This window comes from Geomonas terrae, assembly GCF_004791675.1.
GTDB classification, from domain to species: domain Bacteria; phylum Desulfobacterota; class Desulfuromonadia; order Geobacterales; family Geobacteraceae; genus Geomonas; species Geomonas edaphica.
Genome location: NZ_SRSC01000001.1, coordinates 1,495,227 through 1,508,548, shown reverse-complemented (window position 1 = coordinate 1,508,548; position 13,322 = coordinate 1,495,227). Strand labels below are relative to the sequence as shown.

Here is a 13,322-nt window from a genome sequence, read left to right as displayed (position 1 = left end):
GCTCGTAGGAGATTTTCCAGTTACTGTCGTAAATTTACTCATAGTGATTTTGTGACAGAGCGGCTTGGCTGTCTGGCGACAGGCAAATCCCCCCTGCCCCCCCTTCGCAAAGGGGGGAACGTTAGGCCCATGTTGCACTTCGTGGGCAGACACTTCGGTCGACCCAAATTCCTTGAAGAACCTTTGTAGAGGGGGGATGTCGGGGCCTCGGGCAGCGCTTCGGAGCCGCGAAAAGGCCCCCGGAATCTAATCCGGGGGCCTTCGGTGCGGGCTTGCGTTACGGGTGCGCGAAGGGGATGAGGCTTCAGGGGAAGGTTTTCTGCACGAACACCATCTGGGCCGGCATCGGTGCAGGGAAACCGGCTTCCGCCAGGCTCTCCCGTATCATCTTGTTGCCGTCGAAGTAGACCTGCCAGTAGTGATCGTTGTGGCAGAATGGGCGCACCGCGAGGACAGGCCCTGCCGGGACGAACTCGAGGATCTCCACCTGCACGGCCGGCTCGGCAAGGACGTTGGGGACCTCGGCAAGCTTCGCCCTTAACAGTTGCATCGCCTCCACGTGGTCCGCACCGGCGGCCAACTGGCACTTGAGCTCGACCCTGCGAAAGGCGTTGGCGGAATAGTTTTGGATGGTGTCACCGAAGATCTTGCTGTTGCCGACCATGGCCAGCACGTTTTCGGGGGTGTCGATGGTGGTGATGAAAAGGCCGATCTCCTTGACCGTACCGGTCACGCCGCCTGCGCTTATGAAGTCCCCTACCTTGAACGGGTGCAGCACAACGAGGAAGACCCCTGCCGCCAGGTTGGAGAGGAGTCCCCCCCATGCCGCGCCTATCGCTATGCCGATGCCTGCAACGAGGGCCGCGAAGGTCGTGGTCTGGATGCCGCAGTAACCGAGGATGGCGACGACGAGGATTATGTTGAGAGTGACGGAGAGGAAATTGCCGATGTAGCGCATGAGGGTGGGATCGACTTTCTGCCTCTCGAGCACACCATGCAGCATGCGCCCTACCAACCCGATGAGCCAGCGTCCCACCAACCAGAAAAGAATCACCGCCACGAGCTTGGTACCGTACTCCGTTGCATAAGCGACTGCGAGCTTGTTGAACTCCGCCATGTTGTCCATGCTTTCCCTCCCGGTTAAGACTGGTTGCACAACGTTGAGTTAATGGCTCTGTCATTTCGACATTTCAAAACTTTACATCTATTCTTACATAGTGCCAGCGGACAACACTCATAGATCAGGTAGGGAGACTGTCATAGAGGGGCTTTCCCCCTTCGCCAAGGCTACGGGGGACAAGTCCCAAGCAGCCTTCGCCAAGACTACAGGGGAACAGGCCCCAACTGTCGGACCAAGGCAAATCCCCCCTGTCCCCCCTTCGCAAAGTAAGGCCAATGCAGCGCTTCGTGGGAAAAGACACCTGGCTCCCAGGAATACCGGACGTACAACGTAAAAGGGGCGCCGCTTTTGCGGCGCCCCTTGGCGTTTTACTACTCGGTCAACGGTCCAGCTTCTTGACCACCTCTCCCATGCGGTCGCCGGCTTTTCCAAGCTCGATGCCGACCCGCTCGACCGCACGGTCGACATCCCTGCCGGCTCGCTCCGCGGGCCCTTCCTTGCGACAGCCGCAGATGCCGGCAAGGCTGCCGAATACCACTACTGCAACAATACCTTTACTCATATTCATCCTCCGGCATCTCCTTTAGCGAGCGGGAAGCGCCGCCCGCCGTCAGCTTCAGGACTTGCTGTGCCCCTTGCCGTGTCCGCCGCCATGGCCGTTACCACCGCCATGTCCCTTACCGCCGCCATTGCCGTGGTCGCTGCCGCCAACCTCGCCGCGATCCCCGCCGCGACCGGCGTTACGTCCGGTGAAGTGCAGGTCCCCGTTCTTGAGGGCGTGGAATTCGGCGGAACCCGGCTTGATTCCGAGATCCTTGGCGATGGCTCCCCATCCCTTCTTCCGGTTGGGCTGGTACACGGCAAGGACGGTCTCGGGCGGGCGGTGCGCCATCTGGCCGAGTTGCAGGACCATGAAGGCGTCGGCAGGTTCGTGAACAGTCCGAAGCACCGCCTGAACCTGGGTTACCGGGACGCCGAACTGGGTGCTTAACCCGACGGAAAAGCCGGGCATGTCGGCCCGGGCCTGTACGTTCACGTTGGAGAGGAAGACTTCGAGCCCGCCGGCAAAGGCGGCAGCGGGGACAAGAAGGGCCACTACCGCGAGTATCGACAAGATGCGTTTCATAAAATGCCTCCGTTTTGTTTTCTGGTCAGGATAATCTCCCGCCGGGAGAGGGGACCGGCGGGAGATGATCAGGGTTGCAAGTGACCTGGCTCAATCAGTTGAAGAAATAACGGACGCCGATGGTCCCGGAAAAGCTCGAGGGATCGAAATCGCCGGTGTGAATACCCTGGTAGGTGATGTCGGTATCGGGGGCGAACACGAACTTCGCCTCGGCGTTGAGGGCCAGGTCCCTGGTTACGAAGTAGTCGACCCCGCCTTTCACGTGGGCGCCGAGGGCGGTGTCGACGTCGAGCGAGGCCCCGTCGTAGGGATCGTAGTCGGCTACGAGGATGTCCAGCCCGGCACCGAGGTAGGGGACTGCCTTGCGGCTTTCCGGGACCCTGAAGCGGTACTGTGCACCCAGTGAGATGTCGGTGACGTTGAAATCGCCGGTGTCCGATTCGAAGGATGAGTGGGTGACGTCGAACTCCATCGCCCAGTTGTTGTCGATGCCGTAGATGAGCCCGGCACCGCCTACGAAACCGGTGTCGGTCTTGTTGTTCCCCCAGCCGAATTCGGCTTCGTTGTCCGCAGGAATCTGGAAACCGACCCTGCCGGTGACGCCTACCCGTCCCTTGATGCTTTCCGCCATGGCGGTGCCCGATGCGAGCGCTATGGCCGCTGTGAGGACTCCGCCAACTATGATCTGCTTCATTTTCATCTCTTTTCCTTCCTCCTTCGTAATTCGCGGCTTCAATCGCCGCGTCGGTTCGAGGGGACTGTGGTTCTCAACCAAGGAACAAATCCCCCCTGTCCCCCCTTCGCCAAGGCTACGGGGGGCAAGCTCCCCCTTCGCAAAGGGGGGAACGCTTGGGCTCGTGCTGTGCCTCGTGGCTCAGACGAGCTTTCGCTTCCTGATCCTTTCCGAAAAGATCTTGTCGACTTTCACCCTGTAGTAGAAGTTGTGCGAAGACATCGCCATGCAGTTCTCCAACAGGAAGTTGTAATAGGTGTTCTCCTCTTCCAACTCCAAGGTGATCCGGTACTGCTGGATCAGGGTGTCCGAGTTGCTGAGCCGGTCCACCTTGCAATCTGGGTATTCTTCGCGCACGATCCGGAGCTCTTCGGGCCCCAGGATCAGCACATCGGTAAGCTTCATCGTATCCTCCCGCCGCTTCTGACGCCGGCGAGTCTCGCCTTCATCCTTTCCGCAAAAATCTGGTCGTTCTTCATCCTGAAATAGAACCTGTTCGACGTCATCGCGATGCAGTGGTCCTGAAGGAAATCGAAGTACCGCTCCTCATCCTCGCTTTTGAGGGTGACCCGGTACCGCTGGAGCATTGCATCCCCCCTCGTCAGTCGTGTGATCTCGCAGGCCGGAAAGGCCCTCGTCAATATGGTCGGTTCGCCCAGGCCGATTATCAGGGTGTCGATGATTACGCCCATTCGGTGATCCTCCATGTCGTTTTATTCATCCCCTGCCATTTCCGTCCCTTGCGCCTTCTCAGCGCGCGGGGAGGAAGTCTATCGGGTACAGGATGGTGGTCTTCGGTACCCCGTCTTTGGGGCCGAAGTTGAACTTCCTGACCCGGTCCACGATCTGCTCGCAGAACTCGTTTGCGTTGATGTTGGTCGAGTCCACGGAGCAGGCAGAGACCGCGCCGTTCGGCTCGATGGCGATCTTCAGCACCATCTTGCCGCGCAGGGTCGGGTCCTTGCGCAACTGGGTGTTGTAGATGCGGTAGAGCGCCGCCTTGTAGCGGTCGAAGAGGATCTGGATCTCCTCGTCGGTGCGGGAAGCGCGTGCGTTCGAGCTGAGCGGCCTTCCCTCTTTGGCCCCTCCCGCCCCGGCGATGCCGCTTTGCACTTTAGAGAAGCCTGCGTTGCCGCGCCCGAGCCTACCCTCCTTGCCGCCGCCGACACCACGGCCGACTGCGGCGCCGCCGATCCCGCCGCTGCCGCCGTTACCGACGTTGCGACTCACGGCACCGTAACCGCCGCCTCCCGCGCCACCCTGCATCGCCACCAGCGAGCGACTGGCAACGGCCTGCCCGGCGGCGTTCGCGTTGCTGAGGCGCGCCTCGGCGCCGAGTTTGGGGACCGGCGTCTCGTCGATCAGGTCCTTGAAGCTGTCCTTGAAGGCAAGCACCCCGGTGTTGCGGGAACGCGTAGGTGCCGCAGCCTGTTCCGACGACGTCTGGGCAGGATGTTCCTGCGCGCGCTCCTGCTGCGCCACGGCCTGCTTTTTCTCCGTCTTCTCGACGGCGTTTTCCTTCTTCGCCTGCTCCTTCTCGGCCTCTTTCTTCTCTTCCCGCGCCTTCTTGGGCGGCACCGGCTTCGGGATCTCCTTGCGCACCATCATCGCGAGCCTATCCGGGACCTCGGCTATGACAGGATGCACCGGCGGCGGGAGGGTCACCAGCCTGGTGACGATGAAAAGCAGAAGACTCAGGAGCATGGCGGTGGACATGGTGCGGCGGTAGCGTCGCTCCACCTCGGGCTCGTTGCTCCAGGGCATCACCGGGACGTGCTCCGGCACGCACAGGTCCCGCTCGACGAGGAATTCCTCCTCGCGCCGCTCTTCACGCGCATGTGCGTCGTGGATCGCTTCGTAGAGCGACTCAAGATCATCGTGGCGCCGGTCTAGCTGCGCCTTGAGCCCCGCCCTTTTCTCGAGGGACCCGCGGATTTCCTCGTCGAACCTGTCGACGCTCTCCCTGATCTTCGCAAGGCGCGCCCCCGGGTCGCCGACCTCCGGCATCACCTCCCAGAAGAGGCCGCCGACCTCGAGCTGGGCGAGCCGGTCGAGGGCGTTGCACGCGTCCCTCAAGGCATCGAAGCGGAGCTGGTCCGTGGAGAACATGTCGAGCTCCGACTGCGCTACGCTCATCTGCATATCGAGGTCGTTGATGGCCGTCTTGACCTCTTTGACCCTGGCGTTAAGCGGCGCCAGCTCCTGTTCCAGTAACGATGTATTCACAGTGCACCCGCTAGGCATGCGAGGCCTTCTGGATGACGGCGAGAGAGATCCTGCCGTAGCCGGAAGCCGTGCAGCTCGTCATTATTTTTTTAAGCACCTTGAACGGTATGTTCTTGTCCGCGAGAAGGGTGACCTCCCTCGACTCGCTCTCCGCAAGCGTCCCTCCGCTCGCGACGATCCGGCCATGGATCTCGTTCAGCCGTTCCGTCACCTCGCGCACCGTGGCTACCTGGTCGTCGTAGAGCTCGGCGGTTCTCGCAACGGGCTGCCCCTGCACCACGATCGCCTCCGGGGTGACCGAGACCACCACGGTCCCCCTCGGCTTCGTCTCGACGACGGAGTTCGGGAGGGTGAGGCGCTGTTCGGGCATGTCACCGTTGAACGAGTGGAAAAGGAGGAAGAACACCAGGACCGAAAGTACGTCCAGCATCGGTATGAGGTTCAGATATGCCTGACGGCGATGGTTGTTGCGCTCCAGCCGCTTCATGCGTCTGCTCTGTCTCATGGTGCGTCTCCTATCGATATCTTCGGGAAGAGGGTCACCCTCGCCCCCAGCGTGCTCCCCGGCGTCTTAACCACGGCGCTGCGCACCACGTCCATCACCTGGACCAGGTAGTCGTATTCGACCTTTGGCTCCATGAGGACGGTGGCGTCCTCCTTGTCCGGGTACTGGGCCTTGATGCCGCGCATCACCTCGGAGAGCTTCTCAAGATCGTACTTGTCCCCCTTTTTCGGGATGACGGCCTCTACCGACTTGCCATTGGCGATCTCGAGCCCCGCCTTGCGGACGATCACCTCGATGGCGAAGTTCGGCTTGCCGGCAGCGGCCGCTCCCGCCCCGGTCGGGACGCTCAATTCCATGATGGTGATACTCGTGAAGACCGCGGTAATGAGCAGAAAGACGACGAGAACGGTGAACACGTCCATCATAGGGGTGAGGTTCAGAACCTCCATGATGTCCATGTCCAGTTCTTCCTTCTGCCTTCTTTTACGTCTTGCCATAACCGGCTCCTGTCAGTTTTCTCGTGTTCGGGATCTCAGTACGCGCGCTTGGCGAAGGTGGAGATGCTGTTCAGCGCCTTCACCGAAACCATCTCCAGGCTCCCGACGATCTGCCCGGTGGTCGAGGTGAGGCGGGCGTGGATCAAAAGAAGCGGAATGGCGGACATGAGGCCGAAGGCGGTGCAGTTCATCGCCTCGGAGATGCTCGCGGCAAGAAGCGCCGCCTTCTCGGCCGGGCTCGCCGTTGCGACCGCGGTGAAGGCCGCGATGAGGCCCATGATGGTGCCCAGAAGACCGAAGAGGGTGGCGATGTTCGAGAGAAGCGCGAGGTACGGGGTGCGCTTCTCCAGCTGCGGGATGATCTCCATGAGGCTCTCCTCCATGGCAATCTCGATGTCCTCGCGCCTTCTCACCGCACCCTGGCGGGCAAGCCCCATGGAAAGCATCTGCGCGATGGTCGAGCCGTCCTCATTCACCATGTCGCGCGCCCGGTCGAAATCACCCGCCGCCAGCACCGGCTGCAGTTGATCCCAGGTCTGGCTGTTGTCCTTCTTAACCCGGGTCAGATGGAGCCAGCGCTCCACCGAAATGGCGAGCCCAGCCGCCAGCACCATGAGAATCGGGAACATGAAGAACCCACCCATCTGGAAAAACCTTACGATTGTGTGCATCACTTGCCTCCTTGCCTGTAGACCTTAAGGTCGATTGATCCGCTATCGCGGTATTTGATTAACTTACGGCGTGCCGGAACCCGCCGGGACGTCCGACTTGCCGGTGCTCACCTCGTAGAAGGCGACCTCGCGCCGGAAGACCTCACGGTCCACCGGAGCCGGGCGCTCGTTCAGGGTCCTCGTGAGACTCGTCTCCGCCCCGAGCTCCGATACCTTCCACGGGACGATGAAGAGGGACATGGGCGCCTCCTTGTTGCCAAGTACCGACATCCCCGAGACCATCTTCGGTTCGGCGTCGCCCGGGTCGGCGGGTTTGGCAACCGCCACGTTCGCGTTCGGGTCGTCGGGCGCGGCCGGTTTATCGTCCTGCCCTAGAACGATGGCGACGGGAAAAAGGACCAGGAAAACGAAGAAAACCAGTTTGGGCCACATGCGCTCCTCCTTGTGACGGCGATGCCTCAGGCAAAACGTGATCTGCCGGTAACGGTGGTGCCTCCATGCCGGAGAGGGGGTACCCGCCTCCTGCATGGAAAGCCGCTCCCTTCTTTCTTCCGGAACGGCAATGTCGGTGTAGTCGAACTTCATGGCTACGGCCCTGCCTCCTTGTGCATCGCTAAGTGACCGGTGCGCCCCTGCAGGTCGGCGATCCAGAGTTTCACCTTCTTGTCCTCGGGGATCGCCTTGCTGTAGGCCTCGTAATGGGCCTGGGCGCAGGCGAGGTCCTTCAGGTACAGGTCGCAGAGAATGGCAAGGTTGCGCTCAACCGGGTGGTACTCGGGGAACAGGACGAGCGATTTTTCGTAGACCTCCCGGGCCTCGGCGAAACGCCCAGCCTTGCGCAGTTGGAGGGCGTACTCGTTGCTCGCAGCCGGATGGCCGGTAACGGCCACGAGCGCCGCCTTCAGATGCGGCTCGGCCAGTTCGGGCTTTTTCAAGGCAGCGTACGCCTTGGCCGCGTTGATGCGCGGGGCGGTGAGCGAGGGGGCCGCGGCGATCACCTTTTCCAAGAGCTCTGCGCTCTTCTGGTATTCCCCTTCCTTGAAGAGGGCGGTCCCCTTCTCAAAATCGCGGCGCGCCTCGGAGCCAACCGGCGCGGGCTCGGTGATGACGAAGCCGGTTTTCTCACCGGAGAGGTGAAGCACCGACGGAGTCGCCGGTGCGGCCGCCGGCGCCGGGGCGGTGGAGGCGGCCGCGACCGCGGGCTTCTCCACTCCCGCGTTCTTCACGCCCCCTCCCGTCGCGCAACCGGCAAGGGCCAGAAGGGCTGCGGCCAGAAGGAGGTGGCCGGTGTTGCTCGCTAGGCGTGAACACGTTTCAGGCTGTCGCTTCATTTCTTCTCTCCTTTCGCACGACGTTTCGCTTTTTTACCCTTGGAGGTACTGGTCGTTTTCTTTTTGGCCGGAGCGGGTGCCGCAGCCTCCGGCGCCGGTTTCTCCTCAGGAGCGGGTGCCTTGGCCGCCGCGTCTGCCTCGGCCGGAGCGCCTTCTACCTTCTCCGACTTTTCCGCCTGTGGCGCGGGCGTCCCTTCGCCCGGCTGCGCCACGGCATCGCTCACGACCGGGGGAGGTGCCGCTGCAACCGGCGCCGCCACCGGGGTCGCTATCTCGTAGCCGAAGCTGTCCAGCGAGGCGACGATGTCGGTCGCGGCCTCCGGCTTGTCGTAGCGCGCGGGGAGGAGCTTCGCGAGCCGCCCGAGGCTCTTGTCGACCCAGTCGTTGTAGATGCCGACGGAGATGAGCTCCATGTTCTTCTCGTGCACCGAGATCGCCTTTTCCTCGAAGGGGAAGGCCTGCTCTTCCAGGGCCATTTCGTACTCCTGCAGCTCCTGGGGGTTCAGGTCGCTTGGGCGCTCGGAGCCGGTGAGCGACTTGCTGAACTCGCCGTAGATTTCGGCGAGATAGAAGGTGGCGGCGGCGGTTACCTCGCCCACCTCGTACTCGGGGAGCTTGCCGAAGGACTGCATGGCGACCTTCATGAGCTCTTTTTTCCGCCGCAGCTTCTCCTCGAACGGCTGCACCAGTTTGACCTCGGCGAAGCGCTCGTAGTCCCCTTCGGCGAACACCAGGGCGCCCTTGCCCGCAAGGTAACGGGTGCGCGGGGTGCGCTTGGCCCCGGCGGCGGCGTCTATGGCGATGATCTCCTTCAGCTCGTTCAGATAGGCGGCACGGTCCTCGTCCTTCACGAAGGAGCAGATCTTGTCGCGCATCTCGAGGTTCACCTCCACCGGCTCGGGGAAGTAACCGACGTAGCGGCGGTACACGGCGAGGGCCTGTTTTTTGTTGCCGCTTTGCTGGTGCAGCTCGGCCGCCAGCATGAGGGCTTCGCGCCTCACCTCCTCGTCCTTGAACTCGCTCTCCACCCGCTCGTACTCTCCGGCGGCCTCGGACAGGCGGCCGTCCTCGCGGTAGACAAAGGCGAGCTTCCTCGTTACCTCGGGCTGCAGCTCGTGACCGGGGAAGAGCTCGCGGAAGGAGGCAAGCACGGCGGTCGCCTCCTTCCACGCCTTGAGCTGGATCAGCGCGACGCTCGCGTCGTACTCGGCATTCACCCGGATCTTCGAGCCTGCGGCGACCCGGCCGACGCGCAGGAAGTGATCGGCGGCGGCGCGGTAATTGGCCGCGGCGTTCGCCTCTTCCCCCTGCTTGTAGATCGAGGCGGCCAGGTTGTCGGTGAACCCGGTGCGGCTTGCATCCCCTTCCGGGATGAGGGCCAACACCTGCGCGTACCCCGCTTCCGCCTCCGGGTAGCGCTTCAGCTCGTAGCAGGAGTGCCCGACCACGATCCAGGCCGACTTGAGCACCTCCTTGTCAGCGGCGGGGAAGGTCGCGATCAGCTTGCGGGCCACGGTGAGCCCCTGTTCGTAATCCTTCAGCTCGTAGAGGTCGTCGGCCGCCGCTCCCATGACGACCGCCGCCTTCTCGTGTTCCGGGAAGGTCTCGGCGAACTTGAGCGAGCTTCGCACCGCCTCGCGCTTCACCGGGTCCTTCTCCTCCGCCTTTGCCTCGCGCAGCTGTTCGCGGTAGGCGAAGACGGCGGCGTAGCCTGCGGCGGATGACTTCTCGTAGCGCGGGTAATCGTAGGCGGTCCGCTCGTACTCTTTCGCCGCCCGCGCAAAGGAGCGGTTCTCCATGAGGAGGTCGGCCATCTGGTAGTTGATGCTCGCCGACTCCGCCTCTTTCGGGAAGGAATCCAGGAACTCGCCGTACCACTGCAGCGCCTCCTTGAAGTTCTCCTCCTTCTCCTTCACGTGCTCCGGGGCCTGGTACAGGGCGTGGTAGTGGTGGGCGAGGTCGGTGAAGTTGGTCTTCAGGAAACCGAGCACCTCGGGACGGGAGGCGGGTTCGAAGTGCTTCCAGTACTCGGACTTGAGGCCGTAGTTCCTCGCGAACTCCTTCTTCGCCTCGATGACGAGGGTCGGGAAGCCGCCGGCGATGTGGATCTCGATCACGCGCATGCTGAACTGCGGCGAGGCGCGGTGGAACGGGTTGCGGCTCACGAAGGCGTTGTAGGCCGCCGCGGCGTCGCTGTAGCGGCGCTTCTCGTAGTAGAACTCGCCCAAGTTCGAGTAGACGCGGTCCTCGTAGCCGCGCTTGCCGTTCTTCTCGAAGTACTCGACGGCGGAAGCCGCGCCGTGCAGGTAGGAGAAGCTCTGGCTGATGACCCGGAAGGTGTCGTCCACCCGCTTTCGCTCCAGGTCGTCACCGGTGGCGGCGAAGTCGTACCCGGCCGCCACCTTGTGGTCCAGGAGTGCGATGAAGCGGTCGAGACCTTCCTCGTAAAGCTCCTGCTTGTAGAAGGTCCAGCCGAGTTTGTAGAGGGCGAGCTCGTAGTAGGAGGTATCAGGCCCGGCTTCGACGAGCCCCTTGTACACCCCTTCCGCCTCGATGTACTGGCGGTGCGTGAAGAAGTACTCGGCGCGGCGGAACTGGACCTCGTTCATGTAGCGCGATCCGGGATAATCCTTGACCATGCGCTGCATGACCGCCATCGCCTCCTCGGTCTCGCCCAGCTCCTCGTAGGCGCGCGACATCTGGTAGAGCACCTGGTCGTTACCCTGGTAGTGCGGGTACTTGTCCAGGAGCTTGCGGTAAAGGGCGATCGCCTCGCGTGCCCCGGCCCGCTCCTCTCCGTCATGCCCCTCTTTCGCCTTCAGGGTCCTCTTCTCGAAATCGGCATCGGACTCGCCCGGCGCGCGGCTCGGGACAGCCGCGGCAGCAGACGACGCGACCTCGGCGCGCTCCGGAGCGGGAAGCACCGCCTCGCCCCCCGGCACACGGGGGGTGGCGGCGACATAGCCGTATTCCTTCTCGATCTTCAGGTCGGCCAGACGACGGATCGCGGCCGGGGTGAGCGACGACTCCGGCGTCTCGTCGAGGAAGTGCTGGTACCCTTCCATCGCCTTCTCGAGGCCGCCTTCGATCGGCACTTCCTTGATCTCGACCTTCACGTCTTTAAGCTGCGCGATGGTCTCCCTGCCGCCGCCGGACTGGCACGCGGCGAGGAGCGCGAAAAGCGCCATGAGCAGGAATCGGGTCCGTTTCATTCTCCCACCTTCTTCTGTGCCTGGGCCTTGTTGGCCCGGTCGTAGCTGTCCGCGATGGCGAAGCGCGCGGTGACCTGGAAACCTTCGAGGCGCGTCCGGCGCTTCGACAGCTCATCCACCGCCATGGCCTCGAGCACCTTTCCCTGGCGCGGCATGAGAGCCGCCACCTTTTCCCGTGCCGCAGCGATCTCGGCGCGGCGGGCGCGAATTGCCTCGTCGTAACCCTGGTAGCTCTGCGTCGCCGCCTGTCTCGTGCGGACGAAGGAGTCGTATTCCTCTTTCATGCGCCGCATCTCCTCGTTCAGGCGGTCGAGGTCGTCGAAGGTATCGGTCAGGCGCTGGTGGTAGCCGGTGGCGATGTTCCAGGCGATGACACCCTTCAGACGGGCGATGCGCCGGGCGATTTCCTCCTCACCGGGGGCGCCGGCGGTGATCGATTTCTCCAGGCGCGCGAGCTCCTCCTTGGCGAGGCGCTCTTCCGCGGTGGCGAGGTGCTCGGGGCGCGGCGAGGTCAGCATGGCGTGGAGCCTTTTTCCGATGCGGTCGCGCTGCTCGCTGCGCAGACGTATCTGTGAGTCAAGCTCCTTGAAGGAGGCGTCGACCCCTGGGAGCAGCGGCTCGTAGTAGGCGCGACGCAGCCCGATCATCTCCTCGAAGGCGTTCAGGTCCCCCTCCCATGTGGCGAGCTTCTGCGCGAGGTCCCTGAGGTCGAGGTAGTTTTTCAGCGCCTCCTGAAAGTCATGCGAGGCCATCAGGTCCATAAGGTAGTAGGTCTCGGGCGCCTTGGGGAGGTTGCGCAACTTCACCACCCACTCGGCGTCCTGCTTCAGTTCCTCTTGCTCCAGCGCCTTCAGAAGCCTCCCCTCCTTCACCGACGCGATGGAGCCGGAAAGCTTCTCGATCTCCTTGCCGAAGGACTCCAGGGCGCTGCCGTACAGGAGTGCAGCTTTGCCGTAGGCCTTGAGCTTGCCGTAGGCGAAGGGAAGCGCGAGCATCGCCTCCTGCACCGCGGGGTCGGTCACCTCCCGTCCGGCGAGGATGCTCCAGGGAACGAGGGCGCGTTCGAAGCTCCCCTGGTTCGCGTCAGCCCAGCCGGAACCGAGCAGGGCCCGGTTCGAGAAGGGGCCGGAGAGGCGCACACGGTCGAGGGCGAGCTTCGCCTGGTCTGCCGCGTTGTCGTCCAGAAGCCGGTACCCTAAAACGAGGTTCGCCTTGTCCCTGATGGCCGTGATCTCGGCGGCGGTTCCCGGCATCTGCCCGGTGCGCTCCAGGTATGCGCGTCCGTCCTGCACTTTGCCCTGCTGCATGAGCGACACCCCCAGGTTGTAGCCGGCGAATCCTTCCACACCTTTCTCGTCCCGGATCTCCTTCAGCACGACCGAGGCCTCCTCGAAGCGGCCGAGGGCCATGAGGAGCTGCGCGCGCAGGAACTCGACGTCGACGCTGAGCGTCCCGGGGAGCTTCCCGCTGATGCGCTCCAGGGCCTTCAGGGCCTCCTGGGGCTGGTCCTTGCGGAAGTAAAGCCGCGCGAGCCGGTAGATTGCGGCGTTGCGCTGCGGCTCGTCGACCTTCCCGTCGATCACCGCCTTGATGGAGCGCCCGGCGCGCAGGTGCATGCGGTAACCGAGCTCGAAGTCGCCGACGTTGAACTCAGCCTGACCCACGTACGGGTAGAGCGGGTCGAGTACGGGCTCGTCGAGTCGACGGTGCTGGCCGAGCTCCGTGTCGAGCCGCACCACCGCCTCGAACCACTCCCCCTGGTAGGCGTGGTAGAGCGCCTCGCCGAAGTAGACGTCCGTCGGGGAGGAGGCTGCGGGACCGCCCCCGCCGGATCTCTCGGCGGCCGGGGCCTGCGTCGCCATCAAAAGGCAGAGCAGTATGAGAAGGGGCCTTAACATGGC

General features: G+C 63.2%; 14 protein-coding genes. All 14 read right to left on the bottom strand.

The window, feature by feature from the left end; translation table 11 throughout:
- Positions 1-304: 304 nt before the first annotated feature.
- Positions 305-1,126: a mechanosensitive ion channel family protein gene (locus E4633_RS06375; protein WP_135869387.1), complete on the bottom strand. Its 822-nt coding sequence runs from the start codon at positions 1,124-1,126 to the stop codon at positions 305-307.
- A 373-nt stretch (positions 1,127-1,499) separates the two neighbouring features.
- The gene (locus E4633_RS06370) at positions 1,500-1,682 is read right to left on the bottom strand and encodes a hypothetical protein (protein ID WP_136524614.1); all 183 of its coding nucleotides are present in this window, start codon (positions 1,680-1,682) and stop codon (positions 1,500-1,502) included.
- Positions 1,683-1,736: 54 nt separating this feature from the next.
- Positions 1,737-2,246: a hypothetical protein gene (locus E4633_RS06365; protein ID WP_135869385.1), complete on the bottom strand. Its 510-nt coding sequence runs from the start codon at positions 2,244-2,246 to the stop codon at positions 1,737-1,739.
- Between the two features lie 94 nt (positions 2,247-2,340).
- Positions 2,341-2,940 carry a porin family protein gene (locus tag E4633_RS06360; RefSeq protein ID WP_135869384.1) on the bottom strand — a complete coding sequence of 200 codons (600 nt, stop codon included), beginning with the start codon at positions 2,938-2,940 and terminating at the stop codon, positions 2,341-2,343.
- Positions 2,941-3,120: 180 nt separating this feature from the next.
- Positions 3,121-3,384, bottom strand: a complete 264-nt coding sequence (locus E4633_RS06355) for a hypothetical protein (RefSeq protein ID WP_135869383.1) — start codon at positions 3,382-3,384, stop codon at positions 3,121-3,123.
- Entirely contained in the window at positions 3,381-3,671 is a 291-nt protein-coding gene (locus E4633_RS06350) for a hypothetical protein (RefSeq protein WP_135869382.1), read from the bottom strand. The genes E4633_RS06355 and E4633_RS06350 overlap by 4 nt, the downstream gene beginning before the upstream one ends.
- Before the next feature lie 58 nt (positions 3,672-3,729).
- Positions 3,730-5,205 carry an AgmX/PglI C-terminal domain-containing protein gene (locus tag E4633_RS06345; protein WP_246037933.1) on the bottom strand — a complete coding sequence of 492 codons (1,476 nt, stop codon included), beginning with the start codon at positions 5,203-5,205 and terminating at the stop codon, positions 3,730-3,732.
- A 10-nt stretch (positions 5,206-5,215) separates the two neighbouring features.
- Complete coding sequence (locus tag E4633_RS06340; RefSeq protein ID WP_135869380.1) at positions 5,216-5,710, bottom strand: ExbD/TolR family protein; 495 nt, start codon at positions 5,708-5,710, stop codon at positions 5,216-5,218.
- Positions 5,707-6,207, bottom strand: coding sequence for an ExbD/TolR family protein (locus E4633_RS06335; RefSeq protein WP_135869379.1), 501 nt, complete (start codon positions 6,205-6,207; stop codon positions 5,707-5,709). Before E4633_RS06335 ends, E4633_RS06340 begins: the two co-directional genes overlap by 4 nt.
- Positions 6,208-6,242: 35 nt before the next feature.
- On the bottom strand, positions 6,243-6,878 hold the full coding sequence (locus E4633_RS06330) for a MotA/TolQ/ExbB proton channel family protein (RefSeq protein ID WP_135869378.1): 636 nt from the start codon (positions 6,876-6,878) through the stop codon (positions 6,243-6,245).
- 63 nt (positions 6,879-6,941) lie between these two features.
- Complete coding sequence (locus E4633_RS06325) at positions 6,942-7,463, bottom strand: hypothetical protein (RefSeq protein ID WP_246037931.1); 522 nt, start codon at positions 7,461-7,463, stop codon at positions 6,942-6,944.
- A gap of 2 nt (positions 7,464-7,465) precedes the next feature.
- A complete protein-coding gene (locus E4633_RS06320) occupies positions 7,466-8,209 on the bottom strand; it encodes a tetratricopeptide repeat protein (RefSeq protein WP_135869377.1) in 744 nt (247 codons plus the stop codon).
- Entirely contained in the window at positions 8,206-11,421 is a 3,216-nt protein-coding gene (locus E4633_RS06315) for a tetratricopeptide repeat protein (RefSeq protein WP_135869376.1), read from the bottom strand. Before E4633_RS06315 ends, E4633_RS06320 begins: the two co-directional genes overlap by 4 nt.
- On the bottom strand, positions 11,418-13,319 hold the full coding sequence (locus E4633_RS06310) for a tetratricopeptide repeat protein (RefSeq protein WP_135869375.1): 1,902 nt from the start codon (positions 13,317-13,319) through the stop codon (positions 11,418-11,420). The genes E4633_RS06315 and E4633_RS06310 overlap by 4 nt, the downstream gene beginning before the upstream one ends.
- Between the last annotated feature and the right edge of the window lie 3 nt (positions 13,320-13,322).

Excerpts from the sequence above, each read along its gene's own strand:
- E4633_RS06375 (WP_135869387.1), bottom strand. The coding sequence starts at position 1,126 with ATGGACAACATGGCGGAGTTCAACAAGCTCGCAGTCGCTTATGCAACG.
- E4633_RS06370 (WP_136524614.1), bottom strand. The coding sequence starts at position 1,682 with ATGAGTAAAGGTATTGTTGCAGTAGTGGTATTCGGCAGCCTTGCCGGC.
- E4633_RS06360 (WP_135869384.1), bottom strand. The coding sequence starts at position 2,940 with ATGAAGCAGATCATAGTTGGCGGAGTCCTCACAGCGGCCATAGCGCTC.
- E4633_RS06330 (WP_135869378.1), bottom strand. The coding sequence starts at position 6,878 with ATGCACACAATCGTAAGGTTTTTCCAGATGGGTGGGTTCTTCATGTTC.
- E4633_RS06340 (WP_135869380.1), bottom strand. The coding sequence starts at position 5,710 with ATGAGACAGAGCAGACGCATGAAGCGGCTGGAGCGCAACAACCATCGC.
- E4633_RS06310 (WP_135869375.1), bottom strand. The coding sequence starts at position 13,319 with ATGTTAAGGCCCCTTCTCATACTGCTCTGCCTTTTGATGGCGACGCAG.
- E4633_RS06320 (WP_135869377.1), bottom strand. The coding sequence starts at position 8,209 with ATGAAGCGACAGCCTGAAACGTGTTCACGCCTAGCGAGCAACACCGGC.
- E4633_RS06365 (WP_135869385.1), bottom strand. The coding sequence starts at position 2,246 with ATGAAACGCATCTTGTCGATACTCGCGGTAGTGGCCCTTCTTGTCCCC.
- E4633_RS06355 (WP_135869383.1), bottom strand. The coding sequence starts at position 3,384 with ATGAAGCTTACCGATGTGCTGATCCTGGGGCCCGAAGAGCTCCGGATC.
- E4633_RS06325 (WP_246037931.1), bottom strand. The coding sequence starts at position 7,463 with ATGAAGTTCGACTACACCGACATTGCCGTTCCGGAAGAAAGAAGGGAG.
- E4633_RS06315 (WP_135869376.1), bottom strand. The coding sequence starts at position 11,421 with ATGAAACGGACCCGATTCCTGCTCATGGCGCTTTTCGCGCTCCTCGCC.
- E4633_RS06350 (WP_135869382.1), bottom strand. The coding sequence starts at position 3,671 with ATGGGCGTAATCATCGACACCCTGATAATCGGCCTGGGCGAACCGACC.
- E4633_RS06335 (WP_135869379.1), bottom strand. The coding sequence starts at position 6,207 with ATGGCAAGACGTAAAAGAAGGCAGAAGGAAGAACTGGACATGGACATC.